This window comes from Streptomyces dryopteridis (assembly GCF_049606955.1).
Classification (GTDB): domain Bacteria; phylum Actinomycetota; class Actinomycetes; order Streptomycetales; family Streptomycetaceae; genus Streptomyces.
In genome coordinates this window covers 5925099-5947133 of the sequence record NZ_CP187113.1, presented here as the reverse complement: position 1 = coordinate 5947133, position 22035 = coordinate 5925099, and the positions used below count along the sequence as shown (strand labels likewise).

Below are 22035 nucleotides of genomic sequence, written 5' to 3'. Positions count from 1 at the left end.
GTGGCCTTCCGGGCGGGGGTCAGCGGGGGTAGGGCGTGAAGTCCACGTCGAAGTGGATCGGGAAGGAGCGGGGGGCGCGGCCGGTGGCGCGGGCCCAGGCGTTGGCGACGGCGCCGACGGCGGCGGGCACGCCGAGTTCGCCGGCCCCGCCGGGTTCCTCGGAGGTCGGGGGCATGACGATGACCTCGACCTCGCGGGGGGTGTCGCGTTGCCGGGCCCAGTGGAACTGCCCGTAGCTGCCTTCGAGGGGCAGGCCCCGGTCGAGGTGGAGGCCGGAGCTGAGGGTGGTGGAGATCGCGTCGAGGAGGCCGCCGGTCATCTGGGCCCGCAGGCCCCGGGGGTTGATCGGCAGGCCCACGTCGACGGCGATGACGGCCTTGGTGACGTGGGGGTGGTCGGGGTCGCGGGTGTCGATCTCGACGAGGCAGGCGGTGCGGGAGCGGTACTCCTCGTGGAAGCCGAGGCCCTGGGCGGTGCCGGGGGCCATGGCGCGGCCCCAGTGGCCGGCGCGGGCGACGGTGTCGAGGACGGCGCGGGCGGCGGGGTCGGCGAGGTGGGCGCGGCGGAATTCGAGGGGGTCTCGGTCGAGGGCGCGGGCGAGTTCGTCGACGACGATCTCCTCGGCTCCCCGGGTGTTGGCGGAGTAGACCGAGCGCCAGGAGCCGGTGGGGATGCCGAGGGGGACCTCGGTGAGGGAGTGGGTGGTGACCCCGAATTGGTAGGGGGACTTCACGGTGGTGTGGAAGAGGGTCTGGGCGAGGGTCGCGTTGCCCAGGCCGAGCGGCAGGTGGGCGGCGGTGGCGGTGATGATCTCGCCGAGGCCGTGTCGGAAGTCGGTCTCGACGGCGGCGACGCGGTGGTCGAAGGTGAGGAGCGCGCCCAGGGCGTGGGTGGCGCGGACCCGGTGGTGGGTGGCGGGGCGCATCCGGCCGTGTCGGGTGTCGTCGATCCGGGTCCACATGAGTTTGACCGGGCGGCCGCAGGCGCGGGAGACCCGGGCGGCCTCCAGGGCGGCGTCGAAGAAGAGGCGTCGGCCGAAGGAGCCGCCGGCCTGGACCACGTGCACGGTGACGGCGGAGACCGGCAGGCCGAGTTCGGCGGCGATGGTCTGGCGGGCGACGATCGGGGACTTGAGCCCGGCCCAGATCTCGGCCCGGTCGGGGCGGACGTCGGCGATGGCGGTGTTGGTCTCCATGGGGGCGTGGCCGACCGGGGCGAAGGTGAACTCGGCGTCGAGGTGGGCGGTGAGCAGCGGGGGCAGGAGGTGCGGCGGGTTGGCCTGCCGCAGGCGGGCTCGGACGTCGGCGTCGGAGAGGTGGTCGGCGGGGCCGGGGCCCCAGTCCACGTCGAGGGCGTCCTTGGCGGCGAGGGCCTGTCCGAAGGTGTCGGCGACCACGGCGACGCCGGTGGGCACGGTGACCACGGCGCGGACCCCGGGGCGGGCGCGGACGGCGGCGGCGTTGCGGACGGCGCGGACGGTGCCGCCGAGGGTGGGCGGGCGGCGCACGACGCAGGGGGCGGCGCCGGGCACGTCGAGGTCGAGGGTGTAGCGCTGGGCGCCGGTGACCATGGCGCGGGCGTCGACGCGGCCGACGGGGGTGCCGACGAGGGTGCGGCGGGCGGCGGGTTTGGGGGCGGCGGGGGCGACCACGAGGGCGGGGTCGGCGGCGGGCCCGGCGAGTTCGCCGTAGTCGGCGCGCCGGCCGTCGGGGGCGTGCACGGCGCCGTCGGCGGTGCTCAGCTCCCGGGCGGGCAGTTTCCAGGCGCGGGCGGCGGCGGCCACGAGGCGGGCGCGCGCGCCGGCGGCGGTGTGCCGGATCGGGTCGTGGAGGGAGCGGATGGCGTTGGAGCTGCCGGTGAGCTGGTTGAAGAGGAGCTCGGGGCGGGCGTCGTCGAGGGCCACGTGGACCCGGGCGAGCGGGGTGTCGAGTTCCTCGGCGACGATCATGGCCACGGCGGTGGTGAGGCCCTGGCCGACCTCGGCGCGGGGCAGCCGGAAGCGGATCGTGCCGTCGGTGTCCACGCGGAGGGTGAGCAGCCCGGAGGTGGGGGCGCCGGCGAGGATGAACAGGTCGCCGAGGTCGAGGAGGTCGGGCAGCGCGGGCGGGGTGGGCAGGGCGTGGGCGGGGGTGGGGGCGAGGGCGTCGGCGCCGATCCGGGTGAGGAGGGCCAGGGTGGGGGCGGCCAGGAGGTGGGTGAGGAAGGCGCGCCGGCCGGTGCCGGCGGGCCCCGGGTGGGGCGCGGGTGTGGTGCCGGTGGTGTCGTCGACCGTCATGGGTTCCCCGCCTCGTGTGCCGCGCGGGCGGGGTGCGCGGTGGTCCGCGTCCGCCCCCCGCCCCGTGATTACCGGCACGTAGCGTAACGATCTTGGCGCGGGTTGTCAGCCCTTCGGCGGTATCGGGCGCTCGGGGCCGGGGCCGTGCTCGGGGGCCTCGGCCCGTTCGCGGCGGCGCAGGTGCAGTCGGAGCACGGTCATCGCGCCGAGGGCGACGGCGAGGGCGAGGCCGCCGCTGAGGAGGGTGGGGAGCAGGTGCCGGAGCACGGGGTCCTTCGGTCGGCCGGGACGGGCCCGGTCGGTGCCCGACTCCAGTGGATCAGCACACACGTGCCCGTGACTTCGGTCGTGTGTACGGACCCGACCCGCCGAACGAACGCTTCCGGACGGGACTTCCTGCCCGGCGCCGGCACGAGTCGGGGCGGTCCGGGACAGGTCGGGAAGGGAGCCGGCCGGATTCGTTCGCACGGGAAGCGGAGGCGCCGGAGCCCTTGGCATATGCCAGATGCAACATTGGTTCGGATGTTGCCAAACGCCTTACGACCGGTCGCCGCCTGTGCCAGAGTCGTTCCCGGTCGATCCCTCGGACAGTCCTGACCGTGCCGCGCCCGCATCGGAGTTCTCATGCCGTCCCATCTGTTCGCGGAACACTCCGCGCAACCGCCGGAGCCGGGTTCCGTGGACGCTCTCATCGCCCGGACCCACCTGTTGCGCGGCGAGGTGGACGCCGTGCGCCGCGACGCCGGGGAGGCGGACGGGGACGACGCGCGCGCCCGCTGGCAACGCGCCCTGTGCGACCTCGCCGTCCACCAACTGGACGACGTGCGCGGCCACCTCGGCCGGCTGCGGGAGGGGCTGCCGCCCGAGGGGATCGCCTGCCCCGAGGGCTGCGCGGGCTGCGACGCGGCCGAACTCGCCGCGGGCGCCGACCGCGCCCCCGCCCTCGACTCCCCCACCGCTCTCGTGGGCACCGCCGAGTGGAACCTGCTGACCGACGAGGCCGACTGGTCCGAGGAGACCCACGAGCTCTTCGGCCGCTCCCGCGCGGCCGGCGCCCTGCCCCTGGACGAACTGGGCTCCGCCCTCTTCTCCGAGGACCGGCCCCTGATGACCGCGATGATGACGGCCTGCCTGATCGACGGCAGGCCCATCGACGGCGAGTTCCGCGTCGTGCGCCCCGACGGCCTGGTGCGCTCCCTGCACATGCGCGGCGAGCCCGTGCTGGACGCCGACGGCTGCACCGCCTCCGTCTGGGCCGTCTTCCGGGACGTCAGCGACCTGCGGCGCAGCGAACGCGCCGAGCGGGTCACCGCCGAGGACCTGCGCCGCCGCGAGGAGAACGCGCGCACCGAACAGCGACTGGCCGCCCAGCTCCGCGAGGCCGTGCTGCCGACCGTGCACGTGCCGGAGCCCACCCCCGACACCGGATCGGCCGCCCTCGACATCGCGGGCCTGCGACTGCCCGCCGCCGGCGCCGGAACCCGGGGGGACTCCTGGTCCGACGCCCAGGCCCTCGACGACGGACGCACCCTGCTGACCCTCGGCGACCTCGCCGGACACGGGGTCGCCACCACCTCCACCATCGCCATGCTGCTGGGCGCGCTGCGCGGCATGGCCATGGCCGGGGTCGAACCCGGCTCGCTGCTCGGCCTGTCGGGCCGGCTCCTGGACTCCTCCGCCCAACCCGCCCTCGGCTCCGCCCTGTGCTGCCGGCACGACCCCGCCGACTCCACCCTGACCTGGGCGCGGGCCGCGCACCCGGCCCCCGTGCTGATCCGCGACGGCGCCGCCCGCCCCCTGACCGGCCCGGCCGGGATCCCGCTCGGCGCGGCCCCCGAGGTGCCCTACGAACAGCGCACCCTGCGGCTGCTCCCCGGCGACCTGGTGGTCCTGCACACCGAATCCCTCGCCGGCCCAGGCCCGGACGCCGACCCGCACGCCCCGCAGGGCGTGACGGAACGCCTGCTGGCCCTCGCCCCCGAGCTCGCCGCGACCACCGGTGCCCGCGAGGCGGCCCGGGTGATCGCGGACGCCTTCGGCTCCGCCGCGCGCGAGACCGACGCGTGCGTCCTGACCCTCCGGGTCCCGGGCGCCCGCTGAGTCCGCGTACCACCGAACGACCGAGGCCCGACCCCGGGGCACGGAACTCTGCGGGGGTTCGGGCCTCGGCGCGTACGGGTGGGGCCGCCCCCCCCTCAGACCCCGGCGGGGCGGGGCAGGCGGACCGGGCTGTCGGGCAGGGCCTGGGCGATGTCCCGCCGCAGCGCCTCCATCGTGCCGTGGCCGTCGTACCGCGCGGTCAGCCGGTACATCTCGCGCAGCCGGTCCCAGGTGCGGTGCGAGGAGGTCTCCCCCATCGACACCAACGCGAGCCGGGCGTAGCGGTCTGCCTGTTCCGGGTCGTCCCCGAGCAGGCAGGCGGAGGCCAGCGAGAGGTAGTCGAAGATCTGCGAGCGCTGGTGGCCCGAACCCCGCAACCGCAGGGCCTCCTTGGCGTGCCGCTGGGCGATCGGCGCGGCCGCCGGGTCGTGGTCGGCCAGGGTGCGGTAGGCGAGGGCCTGCATGCCGTGCAGGTCCGCCTCGTCGAAGTGCTGCATCCAGCTCGGGGTGTCCTGCTCACCGCGATCCGAGACGAACAGCTCCTCCGCCTCGCCCAGGGTGCGGCGCATGGCCTGGCCCTTGCCCAGGGCCGCCTGGGCCCATGCCTCCACCGTGCGCAGCATCGCCCGGGTGCGCGGCAGGGCCTCCTCGCCGGCGCCCTGTTGGGCCAGCTTCATCAGGTCGAGGGCCTCGTCGGGGCGGCCGAGGTGCACGAGTTGACGGGCGGCCCGGGACAGGGCCTCGCCGGCGCGCGGCCGGTCCCCGCTCTCGCGGGCCGCGTGCGCGGCGATCACGAAGTACTTCTGGGCGGTGGGTTCCAGGCCCACGTCGTGCGACATCCACCCCGCGAGCACCGCGAGGTTGGCCGCCACCCCCCACAGCCGGCGCTGCAGGTGGTCCGGGTGGTGGTAGGCGAGCATTCCGCCCACCTCGTTCAACTGGCCCACCACGGCCTTGCGTTGCAGGCCGCCGCCGCGCGAGGCGTCCCAGGCCCGGAACACGTCCACGGAGGCTTCCAGCGCCTCGATCTCCTGGGAGCCGACGGGCGCCGCCTCGTACCGGTCGAGGCCGACGGTGTCGACCGCGAAGGCGCCCTGGGACAGGGGGGTGGCGCGCACCGGTTCGGTGAGCAGCCACTCGGACATGGCGGAGGTGATGACGGTACCCGCCGTCAGCGCGGCGCCCGCGCTCATGAGACCGCGTCGGTTGAGCATGAGGTCCATTCCCGTGAATTCGGTGAGGACCGCGGCCGTGCGTTCCGGCGCCCAGGGCAGACCGTCGGGATTGGGTGGGGACCCGTCCGGTGTGCGTGCGGAGGCGCGTCGTCGCCTGGTGAACCCGAGGTCCTCGATGGTCACGACACGACCGAGTCGCTCGGTGAACAAGGCGGCCAGTACCGTGGGCACCGGTTCGCGCGGGGTCTCCCCCAGGTCGATCCAGCGCCGCACCCGCGAGGTGTCGGTGGCCAGTTGGTGGTGGCCCATGGCCGCCGCCTGCCGGTTCACCATCCTCGCGAGTTCCCCCTTGGACCATCCGGCGAGGCCGAACAGGTCGTTCAGGCGGGTGTTGGGTCCGTTGCCCACGTCAAGCCCCCAGGTTCTCGGCTGCCTCGACAGTAGCCCTCCGTCAGGTGCCGGGCGACTATTCGCCAGGGTTCGCCAGGGTGCGCCAGATGGTGTGCCACCCGCGCCCGGGTGTGTGGTGGTGATGCGCCTCCCCGACCGGCCCACCGGAGCACTCCCCAGGGTGATCCGAAGGGCAGCGGGAGCGGGCGGCGCGCGACAACTCGTCGGCACACGAAGGGAACAGCACTCCGTCATGTACGCAGCCACCACCTCCGTGTCCGCCCCCGTACGGCCGCACCGCACCCTCCCCGCGGGCGGCGGCCCCTACCTCGACCCCTCCCGGGCCCACGCCCCGGTGCCGGGGACCGTGCGGGCGCGGCGCCTCCCGGGCACCATGCCCCAGCAGGTCAGCGGCAGACTGGACCTCTCGGGCCCGCAGGGCGCGCAGTTGCGGACCGCGCTGGCCTCGATCCAGCGGATCTGCCCGGAGTTCACACCGGTCCAGGTGATGCGGCGCAGCGGCCGTTCGGTGCTGCTGGTCGGGACCACCGGGCGGACCACGGCCGTCGCGAAGGTTTTACTGGACTCCTCGCCGGAGTGGCGTGAGCGCTACCGGCACGAAATAGCGACGTACCGGGCGTTCGTCCGGCACCGCCCGCCGGTCCGGGTGCCGCGGCTGATCGCGGCCGACCCGGAGAACTGCGTCCTGGTCGTGGAGCGGATGGCCGGCCGGGTGGCCGCCCTCCAGCGCCACCCCGTGGAGGCCCCGCCCCGGCCCGACGTGCGGGCCGCGCTCGGCGCGATCCACCGGCTCGGGCAGTGGCGGCCCGCGCCGGAGCTCTTCGGTCACCCGCTGGCCTACGGGGAGCGGATCCGTCACTACCACCACCTCGGCCTGCTGACCGACCGCGACCTGGGCGATCTGCAGAAGTTGATGCACGGCCTGCGACTGGCGGGCGTGCGGCACCAGTTCAACCACGGTGACGCGCTGCTGTCGAACCTGCTGCTGTCGCCGACCGGCCCGGTGCTCGTGGACTGGGAACTGGCGGGCTGGTACCTGCCGGGCTACGACCTCGCGACGCTGTGGGCGGTGCTGGGCGACGCCCCCGCGGCCCGCGGTCAGATCAGCCGGCTGGCGCAGGCCGGCGGCCCGGCGGAGCGGGACGCGTTCCTCGTCAACCTGATGCTCGTGCTCACCCGCGAGATCAGGATGGCGGAGACGGCGGTACAGCGGGCCGCGCAGGCCGCGGCGCCGGTACAGCCCCTGCCCTCGGGGGCGCTGACCCCGGGCGAGGAGCAGCGGCTGCTGCTGCGCAGGCTGCACGACGACGTGGCCATGGCGCGCAGCGCCGTGCGGGCGGTGGTCGGCACCCGCTGAGGTGCCGGTCCTCGCGGGCGGGCGTCGCCGGCCGGGAACCCCCGGCCGGTGCCCGTCGCCCCGCACCCGTCGACCCGGTCCGCCCGAGGGCTGCCCGACGTGCCCGGCCACACCCGGCTGAAACGATCCTGCCGCCCGAAGCCCCGCACCCCGCGTGCGGGGTTTTTCGCGTGCCCGGGACCGGGCCGGGGGCTCAGCCCTGCTGGAAGAGTTCGGCGGGCAGCGGCTTCAGGAGCGCGTACAGGTCGTCCGAGATGGGGCGGTCCCAGCTCGCGATGGTGACCAGGACGTTGTCGCTGCGGTCGAACTGCACGCAGGAGATCCGGCTCTCGCTGAGCTTGACCTTGCGGACGATCAGGAGGTTGTCCCCCTGCATCACCGGGCAGTCCTCGACGCCGACGACCTCGACGTCCTCCTCGTTCTCCAGCGCCGCGAGCAGTTGCGCGACCTCGAACGGGATCCGGCCCTCGGCCGGCTCGCGCGCCGGGGAGCCCTCGGGGAGGTTTCCGATGATCATCGCGGGGCCGCGTCCGCCGAACAGGTCGTAGCGCAGGAACACGCCCTGGCAGGTGCCGTCGGGAGCGGGCAGCAGGCCGGCGCCGAGGTTTCCCGGCCAGTCCCCCGGGTCCATGGCCAGGACGTCGAAGTCCGGGCCGGCGGGTGTGGCGGCGCGGTTGCGGCGGAGGAAGGACATGCCGCCATGGTACGTGGCCCGGAGCGCTTTGCGGCCCACGGGCCGGGACCGGGACCGGGCCGGGACACGGGTCCGCGGGTCAGTGGGCCGGAGGTCGCAGGAGTCCGGGACCGACGGTCGATGCGCCGAGGGCGGTGACCCTGGCACGCAGTTCCCGGTCGGCGGTGACCACGCGGCACGGGCGGGGGGCCAGGGCGGCCACGAGGGCCACGATCGCGTCGTCCCCGCTGCCGGGGGCGGACTCGACCCGGACCCCCGGGACCGGGGTCACGTCACGGGCCGCGCCCTCCACGACCAACACGATCTCCTCGGCCTCGGCCTCGGCCTCGGCGGCGCGGGCCGCCAGGCGGTCCCGCAGCCGCTCGGCGGCCCCCTTGCGGTCCCGCCACCAGCCGTCGGGGGTGGAGCCCACCACGTTGGCGCCGTCGACGATCATCACGGGTCGGGTCATGGGCCCAGTATCGCGCCCGTCCCGGGGCCCGGGACGCGCCCCAGCAGGCCGGGCAGGCCGCCGAGGTCGGTGCCCAGGTCCCGACAGGCCCCCGAGAGCAGCACCGGCACCCGGTCCACCGGCAGGTCGAGGGCGGCGGCGACCTCGGGGCCGCCCGCGCCCGCCGCGATCAGGGCCGCGACCCGGTGCTCCAGCCCCGCCTCGGGTCGCGGACCGGGCGCCGGCGGGCACGGGGGCCGCCCGCCGAGGGCGGCCAGCGCGGTGAAGGTGTCGGCGGCCAGGCCGTCCGCGCCGCATTCGACGGCGAGAACGTGGGCCCGGGTGGTCAGGTCGAGGTCGGCGCGGACGGCGCCCAGTGCCGCGAGGGCCAGGGCCAGCTCGTGGCCGGCCGGGGAGGTGGACAGCACGTCCACGGCCTCCGCGAGCAGGGCCTCGCGCTCCTCGGGGGCGGCGACCTCCGCGGCGGTGCGCAGGGCCGCGCCGATCCCGGAGGGCGCCCCGTAGGCCCGGGCGCGACGCACGGCGTCCTCGGCCAGTTCCCGGGCCCGGACGGGGTCGGTGGGGGCCAGGGCCCGGGCCAGGTGCAGGGCCCAGGGGCACCAGGTGGGGTTCTGGATGCCGCGTCGGCTCAGCCGCTCCCCCGCCGACTCCAGTTCGACGACGGCGGCGGCCGTCTCGCCCCGGGCGTGCAGGAGTTCGGCGTACACGGTCTGGGCGTCGGGGAAGACCACGGCGGCCGGGAAGGGTTCGCCGAACTCGTGCTCGCCGGCCAGGCGCCATGCCTCGTCCACCCGGCCCCGGGCGAGGAGGATCTGGACGAGGGTGGCGATCGCGTACCAGTGGACGGGGGTGCGGCGGCCGACGCGTTCGCCGTGGGCGACCCCGCTGCGGGCCAGCTCCTCGGCCTCGGCGAGCCGGCCGCGCCGGAACAGGATGTGGGCGCGCAGCCCGTGGGCGAAGGAGAGGTGGGCGCCGTGCCAGCCCTGTTCCTCGAACTCGGCGGTGCCGGCGGCGAAGAGCTCCTCGGCGCGGGCGGGGCGGTCGGCGTAGGCGTGGCACATGGCGGCCAGGACGGGCACCTCGAAGCCGCGGTCGGCGTGGGCCCAGCTGAAGTGCTCGCCCAGGGCCCGGTCCGCGTGGTGCAGGCAGACCTCCACGGGTTCGCCGCGCAGGGTGGCGTCCCAGGCCCGCAGGCCGATGACGTAGCGCTCGGTGAGGTCGCGGCCGGTGAGGTGGTCGGCGAGTTTGGCGAGGCGGCGGGAGCGGGCCGGGGAGTCGGGTTCGACGGCGTCGAAGGCGTCCCACATGAACTGTTCGGCCTGCAGGCGCAGTCGGTCGCGGGAGTCCTGGGTGTGCGGGATCTCCCGGGCGAGGACCTCGGACGCCTCGGCGAGGCGGTCGGTGTGGGCGAGGACCTGGGCGAGGCGGATCACGATGGCCTGGCGCAGGTTCGGGTCGTCGAAGGGTTCGTCGAGGGCGTCGCGCAGGTGGTTGACGGTGGTGGCGGGTTCGGTGAGCAGGGAGGCGCAGCCGAGTTCGTAGAGGACCGCGGCGCGTTCCTCGTAGTCCGGGGGCTCTTGGAGGGCGCGGGCGAGTTGTCGGCGGGCGGCGTCGGGGGCGCCGGCACGGAGGTTCTCGGCGGCGGCCCGGCGCAGTACGCGCACCACCCAGGGGTCGTTCTCGGGGTGGGTCTCCAGCAGGTGGCGGGCGGCGGCGGAGTCGCCGAGTCCGGCGTCGATGACGGCGGCGGCGGCCTTGCCGTGGAGGGCGACGCGGAAGGCGTCGGGGATGGCCCGGTAGAGGGTGGTGGCGATGAGGGGGTGGACGAACTCCAGCGGGGCGTCGGCGTCCTCGGCGGGCGGTTCGGCGAGGATGCGGGCGCGGCGCAGGCGCGTGGCGGCGTCGACGGCCTCCTCGGCTCCGACGGCGGCGACCCGGGCGGCGAGGTCGCGGGGGATGGCGGTGCCGAGGACGGCGCAGGCCCAGGCGAAGCGGACGGTGGAGGGGCCGAGCCGGTCGAGGCGGTCGACGAGTCCGGTGCCGCGTTGGGCGGCGGCGAGGTCCACCAGGAGCGGGGCGCTGGCCTCGACGGGGCGCAGGCCGCGGTCGCGGACCTTGGCGGTGAGTTCGACGGCCTCGAAGGGGTTGCCGGCGGTGACCTGCCAGGCCGCGTGGCAGAACGCGGCGTCGGCGTGGGCGCCGATGGTGTGGCGGAGCAGGTCGGTGACGCCCTCGGTGCTGAGCGGGGCGAGGTCGAGGGGGCGGCCGCCGGCGCGTCGGGGCAGGGTGCGGAAGGCGTCGGCGTGGGCGGGGAGTTCGTCGGGGCGGTAGCCGACGACCATGACCAGGGGCAGTTGTTCGACGCGGGCGGCGAAGCCGGCGAGCCAGCCGAGGGACTCGGGGTCGGCCCAGTGGGCGTCGTCGAGGACGAGGACCATGGGGGCGCGGGCCAGGACGAGGGAGGTGAGGACCCAGTCGAGGCCGTCGCGCAGGCCGAGGGCGTCGGGCGGGGCGCCTTCCTCGGGGGCGCACAGGCCGAGGGCGGGGCCGACGATGGGGTACCAGGCGCCGAGGGTGGCGCGGCGTTCCTCCTCGGTGGTGCCGGCGAGGAGGGGTTGGACGAGCTGTCGGGCCACGTGGAAGGGCTGGGTCTGTTCCTGTTCGCCGCCGCGGGCGCCGGCGACGGTGCAGCCGCGGGCGTGGGCCCGTCGGCGTATCTCGGCGAGGAGGGTGGTCTTGCCCAGGCCGGCGGGGCCCGAGACGGCGAGCAGGGCGCCGTTCGGCGTGGGGTCGACGAGTTCGTCGAGGACCTCGTCGACGGCGGCGAGTTCGGCCTCGCGTTCCAGCAGCGGGCGTCGCTGCCGGGCCGGTCGCTGTGTCATGTCCGCTACCCCCAGAGCTGTTGCGGGGGTTCAGGTTACGCCGCGCGGGGGGCCCGCGCGGGGCGCCGGCCGGGAAAGATCGCAACTTCTTTCGGGAGGTCAGGGGCGTGACGGGTGGGACGGGTGGTTCCGGTGAGGCGAATCTGCCCGGTGGGGGTGGGCTTGTCCGTTCGTGCGCCGGCGGTTCGGGGCGAGCGGGCCGAATCCGGCGGCGGGTCCGGATCTCGCGTCCGCACATGCGTGCCGGGGGCGACGGGCGGCCCCGGCGCGCGCGGCGGCCCGGACCGGGCGCCCCGGCGGGCGCGGTCCGGGCCGCCGGCCGGCTCGGGTCGGCTCGCGGGTCAGGTCAGGTCGAAGGCGCCGCCCCGGGCCCGCCGGATGAAGGCCCGCCATTCGTCGGGGGCGAAGATCAGCGAGGGGCTGTCGGGGCGGGTGCTGTTGCGCAGGGCGATGAAGCCCTCGACGAACGCGATCTGCACGTCGCCCGATCCGGCGCTCCCGGACTCCCAGCCGGCCCCGGTGAGGTCCAACTCGGGTTTGTCCCATCCCGAGACCGCTCGCCGCTGCCGGTCGGTCTCGGACGTGCTGATGCTGATGTCGGTCACGTGCGACTCCTTCACGGGGGACCCGGTGTGTCGTCCGCGCCCAGAGTAGCCGGCGGGCCCGGCCGCGGACAGATCGTCCCGCGGGCCGGGCCCGGATCCGGCCGGCGCCGGGCGGTGGGGGCCGGGGCGCCGGTCGGGGTCAGCGGGTCGGCGGCTCGTCCCCGACCAGCCACATCGCGAAGAACTGCGAGCCGCCGCCGTAGGCGTGGCCCATGGCCCGTCGGGCACCGTCGACCTGGTGTTCGCCCGCCTGTCCGCGGACCTGGAGGGCGGCCTCGGCGAAGCGGATCATGCCGGAGGCGCCGATGGGGTTGGTGGACAGGACCCCGCCGGAGGGGTTGACCGGAAGGTCCCCGTCGAGCTCGGTGACCCCGGCCTCGGTGAGTTTCCAGCCCTCGCCCTCGCCGGCGAAGCCGAGGTTCTCCAGCCACATGGGTTCGTACCAGGAGAAGGGCACGTACATCTCGACGGCGTCGATCTCGCGGCGGGGGTCGGTGATGCCGGCCTGCCGGTAGACGTCGGCGGCGCAGTCGCGGCCGGCGCGGGGGGAGACGAAGTCCTTGCCGGCGAAGAGGGTGGGTTCGCTGCGCATGGCGCCGCCGTGCACCCAGGCCGCCGGGTGCGGGGCGCGGGCGGCGCCGGCCCGGTCGGTGAGGATCATCGCGCAGGCCCCGTCGGAGGAGGGGCAGGTCTCGGAGTAGCGGACCGGGTCCCAGAGCATGGGCGAGTTCTGGACCTTCTCCAGGGTGATGTCGTGTTCGTGGAGGTGGGCGTAGGGGTTCTTGAGGGCGTTGCGGCGGTCCTTGTAGGCGACGAGGGAGCCGACGGTGTCGGGGGCCCCGGTGCGGCGCATGTAGGCCCGGACGTGGGGGGCGAAGAAGCCGCCGGCGCCGGCGAGCAGGGGCTGTTGGAAGGGGACGGGCAGGGACAGGCCCCACATGGCGTTCGACTCGGACTGCTTCTCGAACGCGAGGGTGAGGACGGTGCGGTGGACGCGGGCGGCCACGAGGTTGGCGGCCACGAGGGCGGTGGAGCCGCCGACGGAGCCGGCGGTGTGCACCCGCAGCATGGGTTTGCCGACGGCGCCGAGGGCGTCGGCGAGGTAGAGCTCCGGCATCATGACGCCCTCGAAGAAGTCGGGGGCCTTGCCGATGACGACGGCGTCGATGTCCGCCCAGTCCAGGCCGGCGTCGTCGAGGGCGCGGCGGGCGGCCTCGCGGACCAGTCCGGCGATGGAGACGTCGTGGCGGGCGGCGACGTGTTTGGTCTGGCCGATCCCGACGACGGCCACCGGTTCCTTGCTCATCGCGGGTCTCCTTCGAGGACGGCGACCAGGTTCTGCTGGAGGCAGGGGCCCGAGGTGGCGTGGGCCAGGGCCCGGTCGGCCTCGCCGCGGTGCACGCGGGCGGCGGCCTCGCCGATCCGGATCAGGCCGGCGGCCATCATGGGGTTGGCGGCGAGGGGGCCGCCGGAGGGGTTGACGCGCACCGAGTCGTCGAGCCCGAGGGCCTTGCGGAGCACGACCTCCTGGGAGGTGAAGGGGGCGTGCAGTTCGGCGAGGTCGAGGGGGGCGTCGAAGGCTCCGGCGCGTTCGGCGGCGAGGCGGGTGGAGGGCGAGTCGGTGAGGTCGCGGACGCCGAGGGAGTGGGCTTCGACGCGGTGGTCGATGCCGGTGATCCAGGCGGGGCGGGCGCACAGCCGGCGGGCGGTCTCGCCGGTGGCGAGGATGATCGCGGCGGCGCCGTCGCCGATGGGCGGGCAGTCGCCGGTGCGCAGCGGGGCCACGAGGTGGTCGCCGTGGTCGACGGTGCCGGTGAGCTGGGCGTGCGGGTTGTCGGTGGCGTCGGCGCGGCTGCGGGCGGCGATGGCGGCGAGCGCGGCCTCGTCGGTGTGGCCGGCGTCGATGAGGGCGCGGGCCTGGAGGGCGGCCAGGGCCACGGAGTCGGGCCACAGGGGGGCGAGGTAGTAGGGGTCGAGCTGGCGGGTGAGGACGTCGCGCACGGAGCCGGGCGATGCCTTGCCGTAGCTGTAGACCAGGGCGGTGTCGGCCTCGCCGGTGCGGAGTTTGACCCATGCCTCGTAGAGGGCCCAGGCGCCGTCCATCTCGACGTGGGACTCGGAGATGGGGGGCCAGGCGCCGACGCCGTCGAGGGTCATGGTGAAGGAGAAGGCGCGGCCGGCGAGGTAGTCGCTGGAGCCGGAACAGGTGAAGTCGATGTCGTGGGCGCGCAGTCCGGTCCGGTCGAGGACCTCGTGGAGGACGGGCATGACCATCTCGACCTCGCTGAGGTCGTCGGTGCGGCGCCGGTGGTCGCTCTGGGCGAAGGCGACGACGGCCACGTCCCGCTCGCCGCGGGGGGCGGGGCCGGCGGGGGTCTCGGGCATCAGATGAGCTCCTTGTACGCGTCGTACGGGGCGTCGGGCTCGCCGGTGGGGCGGTAGTGGTCGGGGTAGCGGCCGCCGTCGGTCCAGACGGGTTCGACGCGCAGGCCCATCCGGACCTGGTCGTAGGGGATGCCGCCGATCCGGCCGTGGAGGGCGAGGTCGGCGCCGTCCAGGGCGATGTGGGCGTAGACGTAGGGGACTTCGATGTCGAGGTTGCGGGCCTTGATGTTGACGATGCAGTAGGTGGTGACGGTGCCGGCGGGGCCGACCTCGACGCGGTCGGTGGTGGCGATCCCGCAGGTGGGGCAGGCGCCGCGCGGGGGCACGTAGACCTTGTGGCAGGAGGGGCAGCGTTCGCCGACGGTGCGGTGTTCGGCGAGGGAGGCCAGGTAGGCGGTCTGGGCGCGGCCGGGGCTGTAGGTGTAGTCGAGGCGGGCCTCGGCGACGATGCCGGTGACGGGGTCGGGGAAGGCGCCGTCGTGGGTGCGGGCGGTGTGGGGGTCCGTCGCGGTGTCGGGGCCGGCGGGGGCCTCGCCGGGTTCGTGGGGTTCGAAGCAGGCGATGTCGGTGATGGCGCCGGTGGGTTCGGCGGCCCAGCGGATCCGCACGCGCATGCCGGTGGTCACGGCCTCGGGGCCGGGGGCGGCCAGGGCGTGCAGGAGAGCGGTGTCGGCGCCGTCGAGGCGGACCAGGACCCAGGCGAAGGGTTCGGTCAGGGGTTGGCCGGGCCGGGGGTCGGGGTTCCAGGCCCAGGTGGTGACGGTGCCGGTGGGTTCGACCTCGACGAGTTCGCGCAGTTCGTCGGCGGTGACGGGGTCGTACTCGACCGGGGGCACGAGGATCTCGCCGGCGGTGGTGCGCACGCCGAGGACGACCCGTTCGCGCAGGCCGGTGAGGAAGGCGCTCTGGACGGGGCCCAGGGAGCGGGTGAAGGGGAAGGAGACGACGAGCGGGGCGCGCAGCACCTCGGGCGGTGGGGCGGCGGTCATGGCCGGGCTCCGTTCTGGCGGGGGTGGGGGCGGCGGTCAGGCGCGGCGGTAGACCGGGGGGCGTTTCTCGGCGAAGGCCCGGGCGCCTTCCTTGGCGTCGTCGGTGTCGAAGACGGGCCAACCGGTGGCGAGTTCGGCGGCGAGTCCGTCGGTCTCGGTGCGTTCGGCGTTCTCGTACACGGATGCCTTGACGGCCTCGACGGCGAGCGGGCCGCAGGCGTTGATCCGGTCGGCGATCTCCAGTGCCTTGTCCAGGGCGGTGCCGTCGGGGACCACGTGGCCGATCAGGCCGATGGCGGCGGCTTCGGCGGCGGGGTAGGGGCGGCCGGTGAGGAGCATCTCCAGGGCGTGGGTGTGGGCGATCTGGCGGGGCAGGCGGACGGTGGAGCCGCCGATGGGGAAGAGGCCGCGGCGGACTTCGAAGAGTCCGAAGGTGGCGCTCTCGCCGGCGACGCGGATGTCGGTGCCCTGGAGGATCTCGGTGCCGCCGGCCACGCAGTAGCCCTCGACGGCGGCGATCACCGGTTTGCGGGGGCGGTGGTGGCGGAGCATGGCCTTCCAGTGCAGGTCGGGGTCGGCCTTCATGCGGTCGCGGTAGGGGTCCTCGCCGGCGGCGCCTCGGCCGGCGAGGGCCTTGAGGTCCATGCCGGCGCAGAAGTCGCCGCCCGCTCCGGTGAGCACCACCGAGCGGATCGAGTCGTCGGCGTCGGCTTCGAGCCAGCCGTCGTACAGGCCCACCAGGAGCGGCAGCGAGAGCGCGTTCTTGGCCTCGGGCCGGTTCATGGTGAGCACCAGGGTGGCGCCGTGGCGCTCCGCGGTGAGGTGTTCCGTTCCACCCATTGTCGTCCTCCCGTCTCCAGACTGGAACAGGTTGCAGTAGCGCCGACGGCAGTTCAAGGGTTTGCTGACACACAGTCAGATTTCTTGGCGCGCACCCTTCCCAGTTCCGGACGCCGGTGCTCTGATGACGGCCGGACGGCCCGTCCGGGGGCGTCGTCGAGGGTCAGGAGGAGCGGTGGAGTACAACCTTGCCGACCTGTTCGAGTCGATCGTGGACGTGGTGCCGGACCGGGAGGCCCTGGTCTACGTCGACCACCCCGGCACGGGCGCGGTACGCCGACTGACCTACCGGGAGCTGGACACGGCGGCCAACCGGATCGCCCACCACCTCCTGGACTCCGGACTGGTCGCGGGCGAGCACGTCGGGCTCCACCTGTACAACGGCGTCGAGTACCTCCAGACCGTCCTGGCCTGCCTGAAGGCCCGGTTGGTGCCGGTGAACGTGAACTACCGGTACGTGGAGGAGGAGCTCGTCTACCTGTACGCCGACGCCGACCTCGCCGGGCTGGTCTTCGACGCGGAGTTCACCGACCGGGTGGCGGGGGCGCTCGCGCGGACCCCGAGGCTGCGGCACCTGGTGCGGGTGGGCGCGGCCCCGGCCGGGGCGACGGAGCCGGCGATCGCGCCGGTGGCGTACGCGGAGGCCGAGGCGGCCGGCTCCCCCGGGCGCGGGTTCGGGCCGCGCTCGGGCGACGACCAGTTGATCATCTACACCGGCGGCACCACGGGCATGCCCAAGGGCGTGATGTGGCGCGGGGAGGACCTGTTCTTCGCCGGGCTGGGCGGCGGGGCCCCGACGGGCGAGCCGGTGAAGTCCCCGGAGGAGCTCTCCGAGCGGGTCGCGGCGGGCGGCGAGGGGCTGGTGTTCTTCCCGACCCCGCCGCTCATGCACGGCACCTCCACGCTGACGGCGTTCATCGGGCTCAACTTCGGCCAGAAGGTGGTCATCCACCGCAAGTACGTGCCGGAGGAGGTGCTGCGGACCGTCGCGGCGGAGCGGGTGACCTCGCTGACCCTCGTGGGCGACGCGATGCTGCGGCCGCTGATCGACCTGCTGGACGCGCGCGAGGCCGCGGGCGACCTGCCGGACCTCTCCTCGCTGTTCAGCGTCTCCAGCTCGGGGGCGATCATGTCGGAGACGGTGCGGGCCCGGTTCCTGGAGCTGGTGCCGAACGTGATGCTGCTGAACAACTTCGGCTCCTCGGAGTCGGGGTTCAACGGGACCGCGACCGGGGAGCGCACCGACCGGGCCTTCCGCCTGCGGGTCAACGCGCGCACGGCGGTGGTGGACCCGGTGACCTACGAGCCGGTGCCGGTCGGCGAGCCCGGGCGGCTGGCGCAGCGGGGGCACGTGCCGCTCGGGTACTACAACGACCCGGCGAAGACGGCCGAGACCTTCTTCCGGCGGGGCGAGGAGCGGTGGGTGCTGCTCGGGGACATGGCCACGGTGGACGAGGAGGGCCTGGTCACGGTGTTGGGGCGCGGTTCGCAGTGCATCAACACCGGGGGCGAGAAGGTGTACCCGGAGGAGGTGGAGCAGGCCCTGAAGTCGCATCCGGACGTGTACGACGCGCTGGTGGCGGGGGTGCCGGACGCGACCTGGGGCAGTCGGGTGGCGGCGGTGGTGCAGGTGCGGACGGGGGCGGCCGAGCCCTCGCTGGAGGAGATCCAACGACACTGCCGCACCAAGCTCGCCGGGTACAAGATCCCGCGTCGGCTGGTCCTGGCGCCGGAGATCCGCCGCTCGCCGAGCGGCAAGGCCGACTACCGGTGGGCGAAGGCGGTGGCCGAGAGCGGGGCCGCCTGACCCCTTCCCCTTCCTGCGGCAGGACGAGCGGACGGTCCCCCGGTGACGGGCGGGGCCGTCCGCTCGCTCGTGATCGATTCACTCGTTCGATGCATTGCTCCGACCGGCCGGCACGCGGCAGACTACCGAATGATCGTTCGGTTGTTCGAGGGCGCGGCGTGGCGCCGGGACGGGGTGGTGGGCGTGGGATCGGGCACGGGGTCGGACGCGGGGGCGCGGGCGGGCGGGGCCGAGGAGTGGGCGGTGCCCCGGTACTCGCGGGGGGAGTTGGAGGAGGTGCAGACGCGCCGGCTGCGGGAGGTGCTGCGGCGGGCCTACGAGCGGGTGCCCTTCCACCGCGCCGCCTTCGACCGGGCCGGGGTGCGCCCGGAGGACCTGCGCTCGCTCGGGGACCTCGCGCGCTTCCCGTTCACGACCAAGGCGGACCTGCGCGCGCAGCACCCCTACGGGCTGTTCGCGGTGGATCGCTCCGAGGTGCGCCGGCTGCACGCCTCCAGCGGCACCACCGGCACCCCGACCGTCGTCGGGTACACCGGGGCCGACCTCGACACGTGGGCGACCCTGATGGCGCGCTCGATCGCGGCGGGCGGCGGGCGCCCCGGGGACCTCGTGCACATCGCGTACGGGTACGGGCTGTTCACCGGCGGGCTGGGCGCGCACTACGGGGCCGAGCGGCTGGGCTGCACGGTGGTGCCCGCTTCGGGCGGGATGACGGAGCGGCAGGTGCGGCTGATCGCGGACCTGCGGCCGGGGGTGGTGATGGTCACCCCCTCGTACCTGTTGACCCTGCTCGACGAGATGGAGCGGCAGGGGCTGGACCCGCGCGCGAGCGGACTGCGGGTGGGGATCCTCGGGGCGGAGCCGTGGACGGAGGGGATGCGGCGGGAGATCGAGGAGCGGGCCGGGATCGACGCGGTGGACGTGTACGGGCTGTCGGAGGTGATGGGGCCCGGGGTGGCGATGGAGAGCGTGGAGACCAAGGACGGGCCGACGGTGTGGGAGGACCACTTCCTGCCCGAGATCGTGGATCCGGTGACGGGCGAGGTGCTGCCGGACGGGGCGGAGGGCGAGTTGGTGTTCACCACCCTCACCAAGGAGGCGCTGCCGCTGATCCGGTACCGGACCCGGGACCTGACCCGGCTGCTGCCGGGCACGGCCTGGCCCGCGTTCCGTCGGATGGGCCGGATCAAGGGGCGCAGCGACGACATGCTGGTGGTGCGCGGGGTCAACCTGTACCCGACGGCCGTGGAGGAGATCCTCCTGGCCACCCCCGGGGTCGCCCCGCACTTCCAGCTCCGGCTGACCCGGGAGGGTCGGCTGGACCTGCTGCTCATCCGGGCGGAGGCCCGGCCCGGGGCCACCGGGGCGGACCGGGAACGGGCGGCGCGGGCGGTGGCGCGGGCGGTCAAGGAGGGGATCGGGACGACGGCGTCGGTGGAGATCGTGGATCCCGAGACCCTGGAGCGTTCGGTGGGCAAGATCCGCCGGGTGGTGGACCTCAGACCCCGCTGACGGCGCCGGCCGGGCGGGCCGACCGGGTCCGTGAATCCACTCGTCGGGGGCATTCGCGGGGTCCGACGGCGAGTGGGAGGGGCCGGGCGGGTAGGGCAGGTGTCATGGCCTCCGACTCCCGTTCGCTCTCCGCGCGGCTGCGGTCCTCGCCGGCGGCGACGCTGTGGCGGCGCGGGCGGCACGTGGAGCTGATGCACCGGGCGATGGGCTTCGCGGCCCTGGGCTTCCTGACCCTGGTCCCGCTGTTGATCGTGGTCGCGGGGGCGGTGCCGGGCACCGGGGAGAGCTTCGGCCGCTGGCTGGGGCAGGCCCTGGGCGTGACCGAGCCCTCGCGGATCCGTGTGGAGTCCCTGTTCGGCGCCGGGAACGAGGCACTGGAGCGGACCACGGCCTTCGGTCTCGCGGCCCTGACCGTGTTCGGCCTGACCTTCGGCGGGGCGGTGCAGACGGGCTACGAGCGGATCTGGGACCTGCCGCCGGCGCGCTGGCACACCCTGTGGCGGCACGTGGTGTGGCTGGCGCTGGTGATCGGCTGGCTCGGGGTGCTGGTGCTGGTGCCGGGCACGGTGTGGGGGGCGGGGGTGGACCTGCTGTTGACTGTGGGCTTCTTCTGGGGCTCCCAGTGGCTGCTGTTGGCGGGCCGGGTGCGGTGGCGGGCCCTGTTCCCGGGGGCCGTGGCCACCGCCGTGGGCCTGTTGGGCCTGCGGGTGTTCTCGCAGCTGGTGTTCTCGCCGCTGATCGCGTCCAGCGCGGTCACCTACGGCCCGTTCGGGACCCTGCTGGCCGTGCAGTCCTGGCTGGTGGGCGTGGGCTTCGTCGTGCACGGCGGGGCCCTGGTGGGCCGGCTCCTCGCGGCCCGACGCCCCGGCTGACCGGCCCGGGGCCTCACTCCCCCGTCAGGGTGCGGCGCAGTTCGCGTTTGAGGATCTTGCCGGAGGCGTTGCGGGGCAGGGCCGGCACAAGGACCACGCGCTTGGGGGCCTTGAAGTGCGCCAGCCGCTCGCGGGCGTGGGCCGTGAGCTCCTCGGGGGTGACGGTGTCGTCGCGGGGCACGACCACCGCCGTGACGGCCTCGATCCAGTGTGGGTCGGGCAGCCCGATCACCGCGACCTCCAGCACCCCGGGGTGGGTGTGCAGCACGTCCTCGACCTGGCGCGAGGCGACGAGCACCCCGCCGGAGTTGATGACGTCCTTGACCCGGTCGACGATGGTCAGGTAGCCCTCGGCGTCCCGGGTGGCGAGGTCCCCGGAGTGGAACCAACCGGCGCGGAACGCCTCCTCGCCGGCCTCGGGGTCCCGCCAGTAGCCCGTGCACAGCTGCGGGGAACGGTAGACGATCTCGCCGGGCACCCCGTCGGGGGTGTCCCGGCCGTCCTCGTCGACGACCCGCGCGGTCACGTGCCGGACGGGTCGGCCGCAGGAGGCCGGGCGGGCCTCGTGCTCCTCGGGGCGCAGCACGGTGGCCAGGGGGCCGATCTCGCTCTGTCCGAAGCAGTTGTAGAAGGCGAGGCCGGGCAGGTGGGCCCGGAGCCGTTGGAGCACGGGGACGGGCATGATCGAGGCCCCGTAGTAGACCTTGCGCAGTCCGCTCAGGTCGCGGTCGGCGAATCCGGGGTGGTTGCCGAGCGCGATCCAGACGGTGGGCGGGGCGAAGAGGCTGTCGGCCTCCCCCCGGGCCACGAGGTCGAGGAGGGTGTCGGCGTCGGGGCCGGCCAGGATGGTGTTGCTCGCGCCGACCGCCAGGTAGGGCAGCAGGAACACGTGGGTCTGGGCCGAGTGGTAGAGCGGCAGGGCGTGTACGGGCCGGTCGTGTTCGTCGAGGTCCAGGGCCTCGACGGAGCTCTCGTAGGCGTGGCACAGGGCGCGGTGGGTCATCATCGCGCCCTTGGGCAGGGCGGTGGTGCCGGAGGTGTAGAGCAGTTGGACGAGGGCCTCGGGGTCGGTGGAGGGCTCGTCGTGGGCCCCGGGGCGGCCGGCGCGGGCGAGGGCGGCGTCCAGGAGGGAGCCGGGGGCGTCGCGCAGCGGGCGGTGCGGGGCGCCGGCGGGGAGCCGGTCGGCGAGGTCGGGGTCGACGAGGACGAGGCGGGCGCCGCTGTGGTCGAGGAGGTGGTCGAGGTCGGCGCCGGTCAGGTGCTGGTTGACGGGGACGTGCACGAGGCCCGCGCGGGCGCAGGCCAGGAAGGCCAGCGGGTAGGCGTCGCTGTTGTGGGCGAAGGTCGCGACCCGGTCGCCGGGTGCCAGGCCCCATTCCTCGCGCAGGACGTGGGCGGCCGCGCCGACGGCGGCGTCGAACGCGGCGTAGTCGTGGTCCCGGTCGGCGTACCGGACCGCGCTGCGGGTGGGAACCCGCAGCGCGGAGGCCCGCAGCAGTCCGTCGACGGTCCGTTCGCTCACGTCGGTCATGGCGTGATCCTCACCCGGGTCGGTGTGTCGGTCAACGGTGCGGTGGCGGCGGATTCGTCCCGGGCGGGAACCGGGCGTGGCATCCGTTCCGTCCCCGGGGCTGAGCGCGACCGGGTCGCGTTCGCCCGTGACCGGAGCCGGCCGACGGT

Annotated in this window: 17 protein-coding genes; 5 read left to right on the top strand and 12 right to left on the bottom strand. The window is 75.0% G+C overall.

From position 1 onward, the window contains the following. Positions 1–19: 19 nt before the first annotated feature. Both ACN20G_RS25765 and ACN20G_RS25760 read right to left on the bottom strand, forming a co-directional pair. Entirely contained in the window at positions 20–2275 is a 2256-nt protein-coding gene (locus ACN20G_RS25765; RefSeq protein WP_424215198.1) for a molybdopterin cofactor-binding domain-containing protein, read from the bottom strand. 105 nt (positions 2276–2380) lie between these two features. Further along, the gene (locus ACN20G_RS25760; RefSeq protein ID WP_424215197.1) at positions 2381–2605 is read right to left on the bottom strand and encodes a hypothetical protein; all 225 of its coding nucleotides are present in this window, start codon (positions 2603–2605) and stop codon (positions 2381–2383) included. A 294-nt stretch (positions 2606–2899) separates the two neighbouring features. On the opposite strand from ACN20G_RS25760, the gene ACN20G_RS25755 reads away from it, so the two are divergent. After that, positions 2900–4375 carry a PP2C family protein-serine/threonine phosphatase gene (locus ACN20G_RS25755; protein WP_424215196.1) on the top strand — a complete coding sequence of 492 codons (1476 nt, stop codon included), beginning with the start codon at positions 2900–2902 and terminating at the stop codon, positions 4373–4375. A 95-nt stretch (positions 4376–4470) separates the two neighbouring features. Here ACN20G_RS25755 and ACN20G_RS25750 read toward each other — a convergent pair whose 3' ends face one another. Continuing rightward, positions 4471–5958: a hypothetical protein gene (locus tag ACN20G_RS25750; protein WP_424215195.1), complete on the bottom strand. Its 1488-nt coding sequence runs from the start codon at positions 5956–5958 to the stop codon at positions 4471–4473. 235 nt (positions 5959–6193) lie between these two features. Between ACN20G_RS25750 and ACN20G_RS25745 the strand changes: the two genes are divergently transcribed. Next, a complete protein-coding gene (locus ACN20G_RS25745) occupies positions 6194–7318 on the top strand; it encodes an aminoglycoside phosphotransferase family protein (protein ID WP_424215194.1) in 1125 nt (374 codons plus the stop codon). Positions 7319–7511: 193 nt separating this feature from the next. On the opposite strand, the gene ACN20G_RS25740 is transcribed toward ACN20G_RS25745, so the two are convergent. From ACN20G_RS25740 to ACN20G_RS25705, 8 genes are all read right to left on the bottom strand, one after another. After that, on the bottom strand, positions 7512–8012 hold the full coding sequence (locus ACN20G_RS25740; protein WP_424215193.1) for a hypothetical protein: 501 nt from the start codon (positions 8010–8012) through the stop codon (positions 7512–7514). A gap of 79 nt (positions 8013–8091) precedes the next feature. Then, on the bottom strand, positions 8092–8463 hold the full coding sequence (locus ACN20G_RS25735; RefSeq protein ID WP_424215192.1) for an NTP pyrophosphohydrolase: 372 nt from the start codon (positions 8461–8463) through the stop codon (positions 8092–8094). Beyond that, positions 8460–11345: an ATP-binding protein gene (locus ACN20G_RS25730; protein ID WP_424215191.1), complete on the bottom strand. Its 2886-nt coding sequence runs from the start codon at positions 11343–11345 to the stop codon at positions 8460–8462. Before ACN20G_RS25730 ends, ACN20G_RS25735 begins: the two co-directional genes overlap by 4 nt. 341 nt (positions 11346–11686) lie before the next feature. Then, complete coding sequence (locus ACN20G_RS25725) at positions 11687–11941, bottom strand: DUF397 domain-containing protein (RefSeq protein ID WP_424215679.1); 255 nt, start codon at positions 11939–11941, stop codon at positions 11687–11689. Between the two features lie 148 nt (positions 11942–12089). Next, on the bottom strand, positions 12090–13256 hold the full coding sequence (locus ACN20G_RS25720) for a thiolase domain-containing protein (protein WP_424215190.1): 1167 nt from the start codon (positions 13254–13256) through the stop codon (positions 12090–12092). After that, a complete protein-coding gene (locus ACN20G_RS25715) occupies positions 13253–14335 on the bottom strand; it encodes a thiolase domain-containing protein (RefSeq protein ID WP_424215189.1) in 1083 nt (360 codons plus the stop codon). Before ACN20G_RS25715 ends, ACN20G_RS25720 begins: the two co-directional genes overlap by 4 nt. Next, complete coding sequence (locus ACN20G_RS25710) at positions 14335–15324, bottom strand: Zn-ribbon domain-containing OB-fold protein (protein ID WP_424215188.1); 990 nt, start codon at positions 15322–15324, stop codon at positions 14335–14337. The genes ACN20G_RS25715 and ACN20G_RS25710 overlap by 1 nt, the downstream gene beginning before the upstream one ends. A 36-nt stretch (positions 15325–15360) precedes the next feature. Next, the gene (locus tag ACN20G_RS25705; RefSeq protein WP_424215187.1) at positions 15361–16164 is read right to left on the bottom strand and encodes a crotonase/enoyl-CoA hydratase family protein; all 804 of its coding nucleotides are present in this window, start codon (positions 16162–16164) and stop codon (positions 15361–15363) included. Between the two features lie 175 nt (positions 16165–16339). Between ACN20G_RS25705 and ACN20G_RS25700 the strand changes: the two genes are divergently transcribed. The 3 genes from ACN20G_RS25700 to ACN20G_RS25690 all read left to right on the top strand — a co-directional run bounded on the left by ACN20G_RS25700 (position 16340) and on the right by ACN20G_RS25690 (position 20355). Continuing rightward, a complete protein-coding gene (locus ACN20G_RS25700) occupies positions 16340–17971 on the top strand; it encodes an acyl-CoA synthetase (RefSeq protein ID WP_424215186.1) in 1632 nt (543 codons plus the stop codon). Positions 17972–18100: 129 nt separating this feature from the next. Further along, positions 18101–19483 (top strand): AMP-binding protein, encoded by a 1383-nt coding sequence (locus ACN20G_RS25695; RefSeq protein WP_424215185.1) that lies wholly within the window; start codon positions 18101–18103, stop codon positions 19481–19483. A 104-nt stretch (positions 19484–19587) separates the two neighbouring features. Then, on the top strand, positions 19588–20355 hold the full coding sequence (locus ACN20G_RS25690) for a ribonuclease BN (protein ID WP_424215184.1): 768 nt from the start codon (positions 19588–19590) through the stop codon (positions 20353–20355). Positions 20356–20368: 13 nt separating this feature from the next. Here ACN20G_RS25690 and ACN20G_RS25685 read toward each other — a convergent pair whose 3' ends face one another. Then, positions 20369–21886 carry a fatty acyl-CoA synthetase gene (locus tag ACN20G_RS25685; RefSeq protein ID WP_424215183.1) on the bottom strand — a complete coding sequence of 506 codons (1518 nt, stop codon included), beginning with the start codon at positions 21884–21886 and terminating at the stop codon, positions 20369–20371. Between the last annotated feature and the right edge of the window lie 149 nt (positions 21887–22035).